Raw genomic sequence first — 15,325 nt, 5'->3', positions numbered from 1 at the left:
ACAATAGATAACAAAGGAATTCACCATGCATCGTCATTTTCGCCTGCCCGCGCTGGCCGCGCTGTTTCTTTCCGGCGCCTTTTCCGTCTGGGCCGCCGACACGCCGGTTAAAGGCGGTACCTTAATTTATCTGGAGCAGCAACCGCACACCAATCTCTATCCACCCGCCGGCGGCTTTTATCCAAACGGCGGCATTCTCAATCAGATCACCGACAAGCTGACCTGGCAGAACCCGAAAACGCTGGAGATTGAGCCGTGGATCGCCGAGAGCTGGACCAGTAATGCCGATAAAACCGAGTACACTTTCCACCTGCGCAAAGGGGTCACCTTCTCGGACGGTACGCCGCTGGATGCCGCCGCCGTCGCCAAAAACTTCGACACCTATGGGCTGGGCGATAAAGCCCACCGCCTGCCTGTCTCGGAGGTGATCAATAACTACCAGCGCAGCGAAGTGATCGACCCGCTGACGGTGAAATTTTACTTCAACAAACCGTCGCCGGGCTTTCTGCAAGGGACCGCCACCATCGGCTCCGGTCTGGTGTCCCTCAGCACCCTGCAGCGCAATTTTGAGGACTTGGGCGATGCCCGGCATATCATCGGCTCCGGTCCCTTTGTGGTGCAGGATGAAAAACCGGGCCGCGAGCTGACGCTGGTGGCGCGCAAGGATTATCAGTGGGGGCCGAAAAACATCGCCCAGCAGGGGCCCGCCAACCTCGACGGCATCACCTATATTGTGACCCCGGAAGACAGCGTGCGCATCGGCGCGCTGCTGGCCGGCCAGGCGGGCTTTATTCGCCAGGTGCAGGCCTACGATGAAAAACAGGCGACCGATCAGGGATTTAAGGTCTACGCCGCCCCTACCCGCGGGGTCAACGACAGCCTGAGCTTCCGCCCGGATAACCCTCTGGTCGCCGACCTGCGGGTGCGCCAGGCCCTGCTCCATGCCACCAACGCCAAACAGGTGGTGGAGACGCTGTTCTCCGCTAACTACCCGCAAGCCACCTCCGTGCTGGCCAGCTCTGCTGCTGGCTATGTCAATCTGAGCGATAAACTGACCTTCGACCAGGCCAAAGCCCGGCAGTTGCTGGATGAGGCCGGCTGGAAAGCGGCCGCCGACGGGATTCGCAGCAAAGACGGGCAGCGGCTGGCGCTGACGGTCTATGAGTCGCTCCCGCAGCCGCAGAATAAAGAGGTGCTGCAGCTGATCGCCCAGCAATGGCGCCAGGTGGGAGTCGCGTTAACGGTCAAAGCCGGGGATGCCGGCAGCCGTACGCTTGACAACCTCGACCCGCAGAAAACGCCGCTCACCGTTTCGGAAGTGGGCCGCGCCGATCCGGATGTGGTAAAAAGCATGTTTTTCCCCAACAACCGCGACGCGCTGCTGCAGAAAGGCGGCTCCAGCGATAAAGTACAGCACTTCCGCGATGATAAGCTGAACGATCTGCTGACCGGCATCTCCGCGGCGGTGGAGCCACAGCAGCGTCTGCAGTTAACCGGCGATGCCCAGCGCTATCTGATCGAAAACGCCTATGTGATCCCGATTTTCGAAGAGCCGCAGGTGTTCGCCGGCGCGCCGTGGGTGAAAGGCGTCAGCTTCGAGGCCGTCGGTCGTCCGTCGTTCTACAGCGCCTGGCTGGATAAACATTAAGAGGCCGGATATGAGCGCTTATCTTCTGCGACGGTTCGGTCAGGGGCTGCTGGTCCTGTGGGCGGCCTTTACCCTCACCTTTTTCCTGCTGCAGGTGCTGCCAGGGGATGCGGTGCTGATCAAGTTTCAGAACCCGGACCTCGGTCTGAGCCCGGCGCAAATCGCCGACATGCGGCTGGCCTACGGCGCCGACAGCCCGCTGTGGCGCCAGTACCTGCACACGCTGCTGGCAATGCTGCACGGCGACTTTGGCTATTCCCTGCAGGCGGGTCTGGCGGTCAGTAGCCTGATTGCCAGCAACCTGCCGGATACCTTAAGCCTCGCCCTGCCGGCCTTCCTGCTGGCCGTGATCCTGGCGTTCACCCTCGCCTTCGCCTCGCGTCTGCCGGGGCTGCGCTGGCTGAGCAACCTCCTGCAGTCGTTGCCGGTGCTGTTTATCTCGCTGCCCACCTTCTGGCTGGGTATCGCCCTGATCCAGCTCTTTTCGTTTCAGTTGCGCTGGATCCCGGTGATCAACCCCGGTCCGCTGGAAGGGCTGATTTTACCGGTTATCGCCGTCGCGCTGCCCATCTCCGCCCCGCTGGCGCAGATCCTGATGCGCAGCATGGATCAGGTGGCGGTTCAGCCCTTCGTCGCGGTCGCCCGCGCCAAGGGAATGAGCGAAACCGGCGTCCTCTGGCGCCATGTGATGGGTAACGCCCTGCTGCCTGCGCTGAACATAGCCGGGCTGCTGCTGGGCGAGCTCATTGCCGGGGCGCTGATCACCGAGACCGTCTTCGGCCGCAGCGGCCTCGGGCAGCTGACCCAGCAGGCGGTCAATAACCAGGATATTGCTGTGCTGCAGGCGGTGGTGATGATCTCCGCCCTCGGTTTCGTCCTGATCAACCTGCTGGTCGACCTGGTCATGCCGCGGCTTGATCCCCGACTCCAATTACAGACCGGAGGTGTGAAATGAGCCTGGTCGACTATGCCATCGCGGTTCGCCGCCGCCCGGAGTGGCGCAGAGTGCGTCTGCAGCCAGGCCTGTGGCTGGCGTGGGCGGTGATGATCACCGCCCTGTTAATGGCCCTTGCCCCACAGTGGTTTACCTCCGCTAACCCACTGGAAGGGATCCCCGGCGCTCAGCGCCTGGCGCCGCAGGCGCACTACTGGCTGGGCACCGACCAGCTGGGCCGCGACCTGTGGACGCGGGTGGTTTACGGCGCGGTACATTCTCTGTCGGCGGCGCTAATCGCCGTCGCCATCGGCCTGGTGGTCGGCACCGCCCTTGGCACCCTCGCCGGGGCACTGGCCGGACGCGTGGAATCCACCCTCATGCGCCTGGTGGATGTCCTGCTGGCCATCCCCTCGCTGCTGCTGCAGCTGACGGTGATCATTCTGCTGGGTTTTGGCACGGTGAATGCGGCGGTGGCGGTCGGCGTCGCGGCTATCGCCAGCTTCGCGCGCCTGGCGCGGGCGGAAGTGGTGCGCGTGCGCCACAGCGATTACGTCGAAGCGGCCCGGGGCAGCGGCGGCACCTTTCTCGCCATCTTCTGGCGTCATATCCTGCCCAACTCGCTCACCGCGGTGCTCGCCTTCGCAACGCTGCAGTTTGGTCAGGCGATGCTGGCTCTGGCCACCCTCAGCTTCCTCGGCTACGGCACCCCGCCGCCGGTCCCGGAGTGGGGATTACTGATCGCCGAAGGTCGTAATTACCTGTCGACCGCCTGGTGGCTGACCACCTTCCCCGGCCTCGCCGTGGTCGCGGTGGTCCTTGCCGCCAATCGTCTTAGCCGCCAGTGGAGTGGAGTACGCCCATGAACGTTCTGTCTGTTGAAGATCTGCGCATCAGCTACCGCTCGCGGGGCGAATGGCGCGAAGTGGTGCATAACGTCAGCTTTTCCATTCAGCGCGGCGAAATGCTGGCCTTCGTTGGGGAATCTGGCTCGGGGAAAACCACTACCGCGCAGGCGATTATCGGCCTGCTGGCGGATAATGCCCGCCGCGACGCCGGGCGAATTATTCTCAATGGCGAAGTGATTAGCGACTGGTCGGCAAAACGCCTGAACCGCCTGCGCGGAGTGAGCATCAGCCTGGTGCCGCAAGACCCAGGCAATTCGCTTAACCCAGTAAAAACCATTGGTCAGCAGGTGGAAGAGATTCTGCAACTGCATCAATCCCTCTCCGCCGCCGAACGCCGGCAGCAGGTCCTCAACCTGCTCGCTAAAGTCGGGCTCAGCCACCCGGAACAGCGTCTTGACCAGTACCCGCATCAGCTGTCGGGCGGGATGAAGCAGCGGGTGCTGATCGCCATCGCCATTGCCCTGCAGCCGGATCTGATTATTGCCGACGAGCCTACCAGCGCCCTTGACGTCACGGTGCAGAAGCGCATTCTCGACCTGCTCGATATCCTGCGTCGCGAGTCGGGAACCGCCGTGCTGTTTGTCACCCACGATCTGGCGCTGGCCGCCGAACGTGCCGACCGGATCATGGTGTTTCGCCAGGGCGAGATTCAGGAACAAGGCGCCACCGAGACGATTGTCCGGCATCCGCAGCACCCTTACACCCGCCAGCTGCTCCGCGATCTGCAGGACGCGCCGCTGAGGCTGACGGCGAATCGTCCTCGTCCGCTGGCCACGCCGGCCATTCGCGTCGACGGGATCAGCAAACGCTTCTCGCTGGGCAAACAGGCGCTGCAGGCGCTCGACAGCGTCAGCTTTGAGGTCAGGCGCGGCAGCACCCATGCGCTGGTGGGCGAGTCCGGCTCCGGGAAAACCACCCTGGCGAGGATCCTGCTGGGCTTCGAGCGCGCCGACGCCGGACAGGTGACCATCGACGGTATTGACGCCGGGCATCTTAGCCGCGAGGCGCAGCGTCAGCTGCGGCGCAAAATCCAGTTCGTCTATCAGAACCCCTTCGCTTCGCTCGACCCGCGCCAGACGCTGTTCGCGATTATCGAAGAGCCATTAAAAAACTTTGAGCGCCTCAGCGCGGCGACGCGTCGCCAGCGTGTGGAGAGCGTCGCCGCGCGGGTGGCACTGGCCCCGGAGCTGCTGTCGCGGACGCCGCGGGAGCTTTCCGGCGGCCAGCGGCAGCGGGTGGCAATTGCCCGGGCGCTGATCCTCGAGCCGGCGATCCTGGTCCTTGACGAAGCGACCTCGGCGCTCGACGTCACCGTTCAGGCGCAGATCCTCGCCCTGCTGCAGCAGCTACAGCAGCAGCTTGGTCTGAGCTATCTGTTCATTACTCACGATCTGGCGACGGTAAGGCGGATTGCCGACAGCGTCACGGTGCTGCGCGCCGGCCAGGTGGTGGAGCATGGCGACGTTAGCCGCCTGTTCGCCGCCCCGCAGCAGGCCTACACCCGCGAGCTGATCGCCGCTATCCCCCAGGTTTCCCCCCGCTTAGCGCAGCCCTATACGGAGAACGCATAATGCCTAAACGCCTCGGCTTTTTTACCCGTCTGCTCGATCAGGGCTCTGCGCAAACGCGCTACCGGCTGGCGGCCGAACAGATCCGCCACGCGGAGCGCGTCGGCTTCGACAGCGCATGGATTGCCCAACACCATTTTCATGAACAGGAAGGCGGCCTGCCTTCCCCGCTGGTGTTTCTCGCCCACGTCGCGGCGCAGACTGACCGCATTCGCCTCGGTACAGCCATTATCACCTTGCCGATGGAAAATCCGCTGCGCGTCGCCGAAGACGCGGCGGTGCTGGATTTACTCACCGACGGGCGTCTGGAGGTGGGGTTTGGCTCCGGCGGCACGCCAACCTCATTTCTGCCCTTCGGCCTGACCAGCGAGCAGCGCGGAGCGGTGTTTGCTGACCATCTGCACCTGATCCACAGCGCCTGGCGCGGCGACACCCTCAGCCACCCGGACAACCATCTCTATCCGCCGGCGCCGCAGCTGGCGGCGCGAATCTGGATCGCCACCTTCTCGGTGGAAGGCGCCATCCGTGCCGGTCAGGCGGGACACGGGCTGATGCTGTCCCGCACGCAGCCCCGGCCGCCCGGTGAGCCGCGCCTGCCGCTGGACGCCATTCAGAACCCGATCGTCGACGCCTATCTGTCGGCGCTGCCGGACGGCGTTGCGCCGCGGATCCTCGCCTCGCGCACCGCCTTTGTCGCTGACAGCCACGCCCACGCCCTGCAGATCGCCGAACCCGGCCTGCGCAAACAGGCGGCACAGCACCGGGAAGCGGGTCATCGGATAGAAGGTGACAGTGTCACCGACTATCTGCAGCAGCTGGATGCCCACGTCGGCGATCCTGAGCATGTTATCGCCTCCCTGGCGCAAGACAGCGTGCTGGCCCGCGCTACCGATATTTCGTTTCAGGTGCACTCGGTGGAGCCTTCGCACCGGGATACGCTGCGTTCCATTGAGCTGATCGCCCAGCATATTGCCCCCCACATCAGATAAGGAGTCACCATGACGCTGAGTCAGGATATTCTGGCCGAACTGGCGGAGATCGCCATCGGTTCCCCGCTCGATCAGGCGCGCGCAATCCGCGACGCCGCCACCCGTCACGCCCAGGGAAGTTATGAAGTGCTGTTCAGCCAGCAGGATACTGACTTTCCTCTTGATGAACGCTTCGCCGTGGCCGCGAAGGTGGCGAAATTGCACCAGGCGGACGCGCTGGCGGCGCACTATGCCGGCTTCGGCCTTGCCGACCCGACCACGGACCGTCTGGTTCCGGCGCTGGCCTTTGCCCGCCTGCTGACCTTCACTCCTGTCGAAGCGACCCCCGCCGCGCTGCACGCTCTGACAAAAGCAGGCTGGAGCCTGCGGGGCATCGTCACCCTGGCGCAGCTGGTGGCCTTTATCGGCTTCCAAAGCCGCCTGCTGCTGGGCCTGCGGGCGCTCAACCATCAGCCCATCGTCAGCGCCGACACACCGGTGGTGGCCGGGTACTGGCACACCACCCCACAAACTCAGAGCGGCAAAGCGGCCCCGGTGCGTTTCACCCGTGATGAACTGCATTGGGAACCCTGGCTGGCGGATAAACCGCTGGCGGAATTTAGTCCTGAAGAACAGGCGATCCTGGCAAAATATGGCCATAGCGATTCGCCTTACTTCCGCCTGCTGGCGCGCAACCAGCCAGTGCTGGAGCAGCGGACGCTGACTGATAAAGGCATTTTCTATACCCCAGGGGGATTGCCGCGCGCCGAACGTGAACTGGCCGCCACGGTGGCCAGTAAAATCAATGGCTGTATTTACTGCGCCTCGGTGCATGCCCGCAAAGCGGCGCAACTGGCGAAGGACGAGACCGCCGTCGACACGCTGCTGGCGGTGACGCCGGGAGAAGATCTGCGCGGCGGGCAGTCGCCGCGCTGGCAGGCGGAGATCGATGCCGCCGCCGCGCTGTCGGTGACGCCGCCCGCGCTGAAAGCCAGCCATCTGGCTGCGCTTGATGAGCAGGGCTTAGATACCCTGGCCCAGCTGGATCTGCTGCAGTCAGCGGCCTTTTTCGCCTGGGCCAACCGGCTGATGCTGACGCTCGGCGAACCCTGGCGTGAGTAAGCGTCGTTAGCAAGCCTGTCGGCGCTGATGGCGACCGTAGATGAGCAAGGCGCTCATCGCCAGAAACGACAGCGTGGCGGCGGGAAGCGCCACGCTGTTCCAGCCGAAGCCCTGGGCAATCATCATTCCGCCGCAGAAGGCGCCGATGGCGCTCCCGAGGTTAAAGGCGATCTGCCCCCCTGCCGCCCCCAGCATCTCACCGCCTTTGGCGTTCTGCAGCAGCAGGATCTGCAGCGGCGCCGACAGGGCAAACAGCCCGGCACAGCAGAAAAACGCCAGCGTCAGCGAAGCGACTTTATGCTCCCCGAAGGCAAAGATCAGCAGCAGCGTCACGGCGATCGCCCCGTCAGTCATGGCCGCGATGCGCAGCGGACTGTAGCGCCCGGAAATTTTACCGCTGAACAGATTGCCAACCACCATACCCAGCCCCGCCAGCATCATAATCAGCATCATCCGGCTTTCGGCAAAGCCGGAGACGTTGAGCATAAAGGGCTTGATATAGCTAAACCACGCGAACACCCCGGCGTTACCGAACATGGTGGCGGCAAAAATCAGCCACGGCGCCGGGGAAGCCAGAAAACGGAACTGCTCGCGCAGCCGCGTGCTGGCCCGGTCATACAGCGTGGGCACCCAGCAGAAGATGGCCAGAAACACCGCGACGTTAAACACCGCGATAAGCGCGAAGGTATAGCGCCAGCTAAAGTGATGCCCAAGCCAGGTGCCACCCGGGACGCCCACCAGATTAGCGATCGTCATGCCGCCAATCATCCCGGCCACCGCGGCGGTCACCTTCCCTGGCGGCGCGATTTTCGACAGGATAATCGCGCCGACGCCAAAGAACGCCCCGTGGGGAAACCCGGAAACCAGCCGGCCTAGCGCCAGCATGGCGTAGCTACTGGAGAAGGTAAACAGGGTATTGCCGAGAATGCACAGGGCGGCGAGAAACAGCATCACCGATTTCAACGAAAACCGACTGGAGAGCAACGCCATGATCGGTGCGCCGATCACCACGCCGAAGGCATACCAGGCAATCATATTGCCGGCGGCGGGAATGGAAATCCCGACATCGCGCGCCATGTCCGGCAGCACGCCCATAATGCCAAATTCCGCCATGCCGAGTCCGAAAGTGCCCAGCGCCAATGAAAAGATCGTTTTTTTCATACATCTTATAGGGGTATTGAGAGACGGCCGGCATTATTGACCATCCCGCCTCGCCACACCAGCTAAAAACGCCCGACGGCAGTATCCTCCATATAACGGCCTGATTCGTTCATGCGCTCGCCAGCGCCACTGTTGGCTTTCCTGCCGACGGCAGAGGCGCCTGGCGGTGGATAATCCCCTGTAAAAATTGGTGGGCACGCAGGGAGACATCGCGGATTGATCTCAAGTTAACTTGAGGTTGTAAAGTCGAGACATCGTTCACCTCGGGAGAATCATCCATGCAAAATGTTGATGTCGGCTTTACCCATGTCGCCTTTACCGTCCGCTGTCTGGCCAGCAGCATCGATTTTTATACCCGCTATACGGCGATGACCGTTATTCACCAGCGCGAACCCGACCTCCCCTCGGCGCGTAAAGTGGCATGGCTCAGCGATCGCACCCGACCTTTCGCCCTGGTGCTGGTGCAAAGTGATGACCCTGCCGACACGCCGCTGGGTCCGTTCGGCCATCTCGGCGTCGCCTGCGCCACCCAGGCGGAGATCGATGAGAAAGTCGCTCAGGTGCGGCGGGAAGGCGTTTTGCGTCGGGAACCGGAGCAGTTGGGCGATCCGGTAGGCTATTTCGCTTTCTTTGCCGACCCGGACGGTAACACCCTTGAGCTGTCGTGGGGGCAGCGGGTGGGACTGGAAGTCATCGCCGCGGGGAGCGCCCGCTAACCCGTCCCGGGCGGAATATTTTCCACCGCCTCGCCGGTGAAGGATTACACTTCAAAGGGATACCTCGGCAACACGGAGCATGGCGATGGGTAATAAGAAAAGCGGTAATCCGGTCGACGCGGCGGTGAAGATCGCCCCGCTTGACAATAAAGCGTATGAGAAGGCGTTGCGCAAGCTCCACGTGGAGCTGGTGAAACTGCAGCGCTGGGTGGTGCATAAAGGGTTGAAGGTGTGCATCGTCTTTGAAGGCCGGGACGGCGCCGGCAAAGGCGGCACCATTAAGGCGATCACCGAGCGCGTCAGCCCGCGTATCTTCCGGGTCGTCGCCTTACCCTCGCCCACCGAACGCGAGAAAAGTCAGCTCTATTTTCAGCGCTATATCAAGCATCTCCCGGCGGCTGGGGAAATCGTGATTTTCGATCGCAGCTGGTACAACCGCGCCGGCGTCGAACGCGTGATGGGCTTTTGTACCCCGGAGGAGGTGCAGAAATTTCTCGACGGCGCGCCGATGGTGGAGCGCGGCATGGTCGAGTCGGGCATTATCCTGCTCAAGTACTGGCTGGAGGTCTCCCCGCAGGAGCAGGAGCGGCGCCTGCGGGATCGCATCGACGACGGGCGCAAGATCTGGAAGCTCTCGCCGATGGACATCAAGTCTTTCAATCGCTGGGATGAATATACCGCCGCCCGCGACGCCATGTTCGCCGCTACCGACACCGCCTGGGCGCCGTGGTTCGTCGCCCGCTCCGAGGATAAAAAGCGGGTGCGTCTGAATATCATCACCCACCTGCTGTCGCAGATCCCCTACGAAGCCTTGCCAGTGGAGCATGTCACGCTGCCGAAGCGCAAAATTGGTAAAATGAAACAGACCAATTTTCCCTTCCGCTTTATTCCGGAGAAGTTCTGATTATTTCCCGCCGCGCTGGTAATACCAGCGCCGGGTTTATTACTATAACCATTAATATTTCAGGCGGTTACTTTCCTCTGGAAGCTGCCTCGCAAAATAAACATTAAAATTACTGCTGGCATTTATCTTTTAGTGAGTAAAGTGAATAATCACAGAACCAACCGCAAGGAGCCTATGATGAAAAGTAATACGCTACGTAAAAGACCCACTGACGTACCCGTCCAGAAGGTGTCAGTACAGCCAGGTAAGGATTTACGAGAAGCAGATAAACAGAGACAGCACAAGGAATTCATTGCCGCAATGAATGAATTTATTGCAAAAGGAGGCACTCTTACTGATGATGAATTTTTCAGGGTACTATGATGCTTGAACAATTCAATGTTTATCGAAATTGTTCTGCTCAGACAAATAAAACCCTGCCATATTATATGATTGTGCAGAATGATTATTATGCAGACCTGGCCACGAGAGTCATTATTCCTTTAATGCGACCACAACAGTTACCACGCTGGCATCAGCATGTCGTACCAAGGATAAATATTGAATTTGACAGCTTTTTACTTTGTACGCCAATGATCAGTAACTTAAATAATAAACGGATCCAGCCACAGGATTTCGTCTGCAATCTGAGTCATGCGCGCCAGGGCGTTATCGATTCAATCGATACACTTATCACGAACTGCTGACTGCCGGGAACCCGCTCCGACATCTCCGGAGCGGGTTTCGCGCCGTGAAGGCTTACTTCATCCCTTCGCGACTCTCTTTCATCGCTTCAAGGCGTTCGACATCGCGATACCAGCGCGGGTGGTGTTTCTTCGCCCAGCGGCGGCTGACTTTGCCTTCAATCATCCCCTTAATCGACCCCTTCACCCAGAACGCCATATACATATGGATAAGGATGGCGTGGATCAGAATAATGGCCGAAGTGGCGTGTATCAGCAGGCTATAGCGAATCACCGGAATCGGGAAATATTGGGCAAACCAGGGCCGCCAGATAATCACCCCGGTCACCAGCAGCACGAAAATCATGCTCATGATGGTCCAGAACATCATCTTCTGCCCGGCGTTATATTTACCGACGCGCGCCACCTTATGCTCGTTGCCTTTCAGCACCTCGACGATACCTTTCAGCCACGGAATATCCTGTTTATCCGGGATGTTGTGGTGGACAAAACGAACGAACATAAACATCAGGGCGACAAAAATCAGCACGCCAAAGAAGGGGTGCAGAATACGCCCCATCTGCGGGGTACCGAAGGTTTCGGTCAGCCACTGCAGCGTCGGGAAGAAAAACGATATTCCCGACAGCGCCACGAGGAAGAAACAGATAACCACCGTCCAGTGACAGGCGCGATCGATAAAGGTCGTGCGCACTATCATCTTCGATTTACTCATCATGCTCCTCCTCGTCGTCGTCAACTTCCTTGTTCGGCCCGATACCGATGTAGTGATAGATAAGCCCGGCAAAGGTGGCGATAAAGCCCACCGCCGACAGCGGCTTCAGCGCCCCCTTCCACAGATTGATACTGGTATCGATCTGCGGTTCCTTCGGCAGCTTGTGATACAGCTCAGGCTGGTCGGCATGATGCAATACGTACATCACGTGGGTGCCGCCGACGCCCTGCGGGTTGTAAATCCCGGCCCTGGCATAACCGCGTTTTTTCAGCTTAGCCACCCGCTCCTCGGCCACCTCAAGCATCTCTTTTTTCGTGCCGAAGTGGATCGCGCCGGTAGGACAGGTTTTCACGCACGCCGGTTCCTGACCGACGCTGACCCGGTCCACGCACAGGGTGCATTTATAGACCCGGTTATCCTCTTTATTGAGACGCGGTACGTTAAACGGACAGCCAGCAATGCAGTAGCCGCAGCCGATGCAGTTTTCCTGCTGGAAATCGACGATGCCATTGGCGTACTGAATAATCGCCCCGGCGGATGGGCAGGCCTTCAGACACCCCGGCTCTGCGCAGTGCATACAACCATCCTTGCGGATAAGCCACTCCAGCTTGCCGTTCTGTTCGGTCTCGCTAAAGCGCATTACCGTCCAGGATTTGGCGCTAAGATCCGCCGGGTTATCGTACACCCCGACGCAGTGCCCCACGTCATCGCGGATGTCATTCCACTCGGAGCAGGCCACCTGGCAGGCTTTACAGCCCACGCAGGAGGAGACATCGATAAGCTTGGCGACTTCCGCCTTATGGTCCCTCGCGCGCGGCGCGGGGGTGATCGGGTTGGTCGCGGAGCGTTTAATAATGTCTTGTGTTTCCATCGCCATTGAATCGCTCCTTACGCTTTCTCGATGTTGACCAGAAACGCCTTATATTCCGGCGTTTGCGAGTTGGAATCGCCAACGTTCGGCGTCAGGGTGTTAGCGATATAGCCTTTGCGAGCCACGCCTTCAAAACCCCAGTGCAGCGGGATCCCGACGGTCTCCACCTGCTGGCCGTTGACGTTGAGCGTTTGCAGGCGACGCGTCACCACCGCTACCGCGCGAATAAAGCCGCGCTGGCTGCTGACTTTCACCCGGTCGCCGTTGGCAATCCCTTTCGCTTTTGCCAGCCCTTCGCTAATTTCGACAAACTGTTCCGGCTGCGCGATGGAATTGAGCAGCGCATGCTTGGTCCAGGTATGGAAATGCTCGGTCAGACGATAGGTGGTCCCGACATACGGGAACTTATCCTTCTTACCTAAGCGGATGGCGTCCTCTTCATACAAACGCACCACCGGGCTGGAGACCACCTTCGGGTGCAGCGGGTTAGTGCCAAGCGGGGTTTCCATCGGCTCGTAGTGTTCCGGGAACGGTCCTTCCGCCAGCTTATCCAGCGCGAACAGGCGACCCAGCCCCTCCTGCTGCATGATAAATGGCCCGGTGTTACTCCCCGGCGGCGCGGTATTGAAGTCCGGAATATCATTCCCGACCCACTTGCTGCCGTTCCACTGGATCAGCATCCGCTTCGCATCCCACGGCTTGCCGTTGATATCGGCCGAAGCGCGGTTATAGAGCACCCGGCGATTAAGCGGCCACGCCCAGGCCCAGCCCAGCGTATTGCCCAGACCCGAAGGGTCGGCATTATCGCGATTCGCCATCTGGTTGCCCTGCTCCGTCCAGCTGCCGGCATAGATCCAACAGGAAGACGCCGTCGTCCCGTCGTCACGCAGCAGCGCGAAGCTGTTCAGCAGCTGGCCTTTTTTCGCCACCAGGGTGCCGTTGGCGTCATAAAGATCCGCCAATGCGTAGCCGTTGTTCTCTTTCGCGACTTCTTCCGATTCCGGATGGTCCGGCTGCTTATAGCGCCAGCTCATCTTCAGCAGCGGCTCAGCGCCTTTCCCGCCTTCGGTGCGGTACAGTTCGCGCAGGCGATGGTAAATCCCGGCCAGGATCTCGCCGTCGTTACGTGCTTCACCTGGGGCATCCTGACCTTTCCAGTGCCACTGCAGCCAGCGGCCAGAGTTAGCGATCGAACCGTCCTCTTCAGCAAAGCAGGTCGATGGCAGGCGGAAGACTTCCGTCTGAATCGTCGACGGGTCGACGTCATTAGACTCGCCGTGGTTCTGCCAGAAAGTGGAAGTTTCGGTGACCAGCGGATCGATAACCACCATATACTTCAGCTTGCTCAGGCTGCGAACCACTTTGTTTTTGTCCGGGAAGGACGCGACCGGGTTAAAGCCCTGGCAGATATAGCCAGTGACTTTGCCGTTATCCATCATGTTGAAGTATTTGATAACGTCGTAAGCCTGGTCCCACTTTGGTAACCACTCAAAGCCCCAGTCGTTCTCTTTTTGCGCCGCCTCGCCGTAGAAGGATTTCATCAGGCTGACAAAGAATTTCGGGTAGTTGCTCCAGTAGTTCACCTGGTCCGGCAGGGTCGCTTTTGGCGTGTTGGCCGCCAGGTACGTCTGCAGATCCGGCTGCTTTTCAGAAGGCAGGGTCAGGTAGCCTGGCAGGCTGGTAGACAGCAGGCCAAGGTCGGTCAGCCCCTGAATATTAGAGTGACCGCGCAGGGCATTCACGCCACCGCCGGCCATGCCCATATTGCCGAGCAGCAATTGGATCATCGCCATGGTGCGAATGTTCTGCGCGCCGACGGTGTGCTGCGTCCAGCCCAGGGCATACAGGAAGGTGGTGGTGCGATCGGCGGCGCTGGTTGAGGCCAGCACATCGCACACCTTGAGGAAGTCTGCTTTCGGCGTACCGCAGATGTTTTCGACCACCTCTGGCGTGTAACGGGAAACGTGCTGCTTCAGCAGATTCCACACGCAGCGCGGATGGCTTAGCGTCTCATCGCGTTTAGCGTAGCCGTTTTCATCGAACTGGTAGTTCCAGGACGATTTATCATACTGGCGTTTGTCCGCATCATAGCCGCTGAACAGCCCCTCTTCGAAGGCAAAATCATCCCGCACCAGCAGGCTGGCGTTGGTGTAGTGCTTCACGTACTCGGCATTGATTTTGTTATGTTCGATCAGGTACAGCAGCACCCCCGACAGGAAGGTAATGTCGGTACCGGAGCGAATCGGCGCATAGATATCGGCCACCGACGCAGTGCGCGTAAAGCGCGGGTCGACGACGATAAGCGTGGCGTCGTTGTTGTTCTTCGCCTCCATCGCCCAGCGGAATCCCACCGGGTGGGCTTCCGCGGCGTTACCGCCCATCACCACCACGACGTTCGCGTTTTTGATATCCACCCAGTGGTTAGTCATCGCACCGCGACCAAATGTTGGAGCAAGACTTGCTACCGTTGGTCCGTGTCAGACGCGCGCCTGGTTGTCTACCGCCAGCATGCCGAGCGATCGCACAAATTTTTGCGTCAGCATGCCGGTCTCATTACTCGCCGCCGAAGCGCACAGCATACCGGTGGAAAGCCAGCGGTTAACCGTTACGCCCTGCTCGTTCTTTTCCATAAAGTTGGCGTCGCGGTCGGCTTTCATCAGCCGGGCAATGCGGCTGAAGGCTTCATCCCAGGAGAGTCGCTGCCATTTATCGGATCCCGGGGCGCGGTACTCCGGGTAGCGCAGGCGGTTATCACTGTGGACATAGTCCAGCAGGCCGGCGCCTTTCGGGCATAGCGCGCCGCGGCTCACCGGATGGTCCGGATCTCCTTCGATATGGTAAATCGCTTCTTTGGCGTTTTTCGCGCCGTCGCCGAGGCTATACATTAATAGCCCGCAGCCAACGGAGCAGTAAGTGCAGGTGTTGCGGATCTCTTTCGCACGCAGCAATTTGTAGTTGCGTGCCTGAGCCAGCGCCATTTTGGGGGCAAAGCCCAGGGCGGCAGCTGTGGTTCCGGCCATACCGCCTGCGCAGATCTTAAAGAACTTTCTGCGGCTGACGTCCATTGCATTCCTCCATGCAGGATGTTGATTCATCGCGCGGAGGAAACTAACAGCAAAATCCCGGGAAA

Annotated in this window: 14 protein-coding genes; 10 read left to right on the top strand and 4 right to left on the bottom strand. The window is 60.2% G+C overall.

The window, feature by feature from the left end:
- The first annotated feature begins 25 nt into the window (after positions 1–25).
- Genes ABLV64_RS02175 through ABLV64_RS02150 form a run of 6 tightly spaced genes read left to right on the top strand, consistent with a single transcriptional unit; the run spans position 26 to position 7,148 of the window.
- Positions 26–1,648: a TIGR04028 family ABC transporter substrate-binding protein gene (locus ABLV64_RS02175; RefSeq protein WP_217324862.1), complete on the top strand. Its 1,623-nt coding sequence runs from the start codon at positions 26–28 to the stop codon at positions 1,646–1,648.
- A gap of 10 nt (positions 1,649–1,658) precedes the next feature.
- Positions 1,659–2,603, top strand: a complete 945-nt coding sequence (locus ABLV64_RS02170) for an ABC transporter permease (protein WP_004202661.1) — start codon at positions 1,659–1,661, stop codon at positions 2,601–2,603.
- Entirely contained in the window at positions 2,600–3,448 is an 849-nt protein-coding gene (locus tag ABLV64_RS02165) for an ABC transporter permease (protein WP_017900524.1), read from the top strand. Before ABLV64_RS02170 ends, ABLV64_RS02165 begins: the two co-directional genes overlap by 4 nt.
- Positions 3,445–5,061, top strand: coding sequence for an ABC transporter ATP-binding protein (locus ABLV64_RS02160; RefSeq protein WP_217324861.1), 1,617 nt, complete (start codon positions 3,445–3,447; stop codon positions 5,059–5,061). The genes ABLV64_RS02165 and ABLV64_RS02160 overlap by 4 nt, the downstream gene beginning before the upstream one ends.
- Positions 5,061–6,047, top strand: a complete 987-nt coding sequence (locus tag ABLV64_RS02155; protein ID WP_217324860.1) for a putative FMN-dependent luciferase-like monooxygenase — start codon at positions 5,061–5,063, stop codon at positions 6,045–6,047. Before ABLV64_RS02160 ends, ABLV64_RS02155 begins: the two co-directional genes overlap by 1 nt.
- Positions 6,048–6,056: 9 nt before the next feature.
- On the top strand, positions 6,057–7,148 hold the full coding sequence (locus ABLV64_RS02150) for an alkylhydroperoxidase domain protein (RefSeq protein ID WP_004202667.1): 1,092 nt from the start codon (positions 6,057–6,059) through the stop codon (positions 7,146–7,148).
- Positions 7,149–7,154: 6 nt separating this feature from the next.
- On the opposite strand, the gene araJ is transcribed toward ABLV64_RS02150, so the two are convergent.
- The gene (araJ, locus tag ABLV64_RS02145) at positions 7,155–8,309 is read right to left on the bottom strand and encodes an MFS transporter AraJ (RefSeq protein ID WP_023318362.1); all 1,155 of its coding nucleotides are present in this window, start codon (positions 8,307–8,309) and stop codon (positions 7,155–7,157) included.
- Between the two features lie 278 nt (positions 8,310–8,587).
- Here araJ and ABLV64_RS02140 point away from each other — a divergent pair, with 278 nt between their 5' ends.
- The 4 genes from ABLV64_RS02140 (at position 8,588) to ABLV64_RS02125 (ending at position 10,615) form a co-directional block, all read left to right on the top strand.
- Positions 8,588–9,025, top strand: coding sequence for a VOC family protein (locus ABLV64_RS02140; protein WP_217324859.1), 438 nt, complete (start codon positions 8,588–8,590; stop codon positions 9,023–9,025).
- An 85-nt stretch (positions 9,026–9,110) separates the two neighbouring features.
- Complete coding sequence (gene ppk2, locus ABLV64_RS02135) at positions 9,111–9,929, top strand: polyphosphate kinase 2 (RefSeq protein ID WP_004202673.1); 819 nt, start codon at positions 9,111–9,113, stop codon at positions 9,927–9,929.
- A 177-nt stretch (positions 9,930–10,106) separates the two neighbouring features.
- Positions 10,107–10,292 carry a hypothetical protein gene (locus ABLV64_RS02130; RefSeq protein ID WP_004202675.1) on the top strand — a complete coding sequence of 62 codons (186 nt, stop codon included), beginning with the start codon at positions 10,107–10,109 and terminating at the stop codon, positions 10,290–10,292.
- Positions 10,289–10,615: a CcdB family protein gene (locus ABLV64_RS02125; protein WP_004202676.1), complete on the top strand. Its 327-nt coding sequence runs from the start codon at positions 10,289–10,291 to the stop codon at positions 10,613–10,615. Before ABLV64_RS02130 ends, ABLV64_RS02125 begins: the two co-directional genes overlap by 4 nt.
- A 52-nt stretch (positions 10,616–10,667) precedes the next feature.
- Here ABLV64_RS02125 and fdnI read toward each other — a convergent pair whose 3' ends face one another.
- From fdnI to fdnG, 3 genes are read right to left on the bottom strand one after another with little or no spacing between them, the layout of a single operon-like run.
- A complete protein-coding gene (fdnI, locus tag ABLV64_RS02120; RefSeq protein WP_004202678.1) occupies positions 10,668–11,324 on the bottom strand; it encodes a formate dehydrogenase-N subunit gamma in 657 nt (218 codons plus the stop codon).
- On the bottom strand, positions 11,317–12,201 hold the full coding sequence (gene fdxH / locus ABLV64_RS02115; protein ID WP_057215499.1) for a formate dehydrogenase subunit beta: 885 nt from the start codon (positions 12,199–12,201) through the stop codon (positions 11,317–11,319). The genes fdnI and fdxH overlap by 8 nt, the downstream gene beginning before the upstream one ends.
- Before the next feature lie 11 nt (positions 12,202–12,212).
- A complete protein-coding gene (gene fdnG / locus ABLV64_RS02110; RefSeq protein ID WP_087847586.1) occupies positions 12,213–15,260 on the bottom strand; it encodes a formate dehydrogenase-N subunit alpha in 3,048 nt (1,015 codons plus the stop codon).
- Between the last annotated feature and the right edge of the window lie 65 nt (positions 15,261–15,325).

This window comes from Klebsiella sp. JB_Kp031 (assembly GCF_040064295.1).
Classification (GTDB): Bacteria; Pseudomonadota; Gammaproteobacteria; order Enterobacterales; family Enterobacteriaceae; genus Klebsiella; species Klebsiella quasipneumoniae.
The sequence above is the reverse complement of the archived record's forward strand: the minus strand, read 5'-3'. Positions and strand labels throughout refer to the sequence as shown.

What these genes read in the sequence shown, in the direction of transcription:
- ABLV64_RS02160 (WP_217324861.1), top strand. Translation starts at nt 3,445, where the DNA reads ATGAACGTTCTGTCTGTTGAAGATCTGCGCATCAGCTACCGCTCGCGG.
- fdxH (WP_057215499.1), bottom strand. Translation starts at nt 12,201, where the DNA reads ATGGCGATGGAAACACAAGACATTATTAAACGCTCCGCGACCAACCCG.
- ppk2 (WP_004202673.1), top strand. Translation starts at nt 9,111, where the DNA reads ATGGGTAATAAGAAAAGCGGTAATCCGGTCGACGCGGCGGTGAAGATC.
- ABLV64_RS02150 (WP_004202667.1), top strand. Translation starts at nt 6,057, where the DNA reads ATGACGCTGAGTCAGGATATTCTGGCCGAACTGGCGGAGATCGCCATC.
- ABLV64_RS02125 (WP_004202676.1), top strand. Translation starts at nt 10,289, where the DNA reads ATGATGCTTGAACAATTCAATGTTTATCGAAATTGTTCTGCTCAGACA.
- ABLV64_RS02165 (WP_017900524.1), top strand. Translation starts at nt 2,600, where the DNA reads ATGAGCCTGGTCGACTATGCCATCGCGGTTCGCCGCCGCCCGGAGTGG.
- ABLV64_RS02170 (WP_004202661.1), top strand. Translation starts at nt 1,659, where the DNA reads ATGAGCGCTTATCTTCTGCGACGGTTCGGTCAGGGGCTGCTGGTCCTG.
- ABLV64_RS02155 (WP_217324860.1), top strand. Translation starts at nt 5,061, where the DNA reads ATGCCTAAACGCCTCGGCTTTTTTACCCGTCTGCTCGATCAGGGCTCT.
- ABLV64_RS02130 (WP_004202675.1), top strand. Translation starts at nt 10,107, where the DNA reads ATGAAAAGTAATACGCTACGTAAAAGACCCACTGACGTACCCGTCCAG.
- ABLV64_RS02140 (WP_217324859.1), top strand. Translation starts at nt 8,588, where the DNA reads ATGCAAAATGTTGATGTCGGCTTTACCCATGTCGCCTTTACCGTCCGC.
- araJ (WP_023318362.1), bottom strand. Translation starts at nt 8,309, where the DNA reads ATGAAAAAAACGATCTTTTCATTGGCGCTGGGCACTTTCGGACTCGGC.
- ABLV64_RS02175 (WP_217324862.1), top strand. Translation starts at nt 26, where the DNA reads ATGCATCGTCATTTTCGCCTGCCCGCGCTGGCCGCGCTGTTTCTTTCC.
- fdnI (WP_004202678.1), bottom strand. Translation starts at nt 11,324, where the DNA reads ATGAGTAAATCGAAGATGATAGTGCGCACGACCTTTATCGATCGCGCC.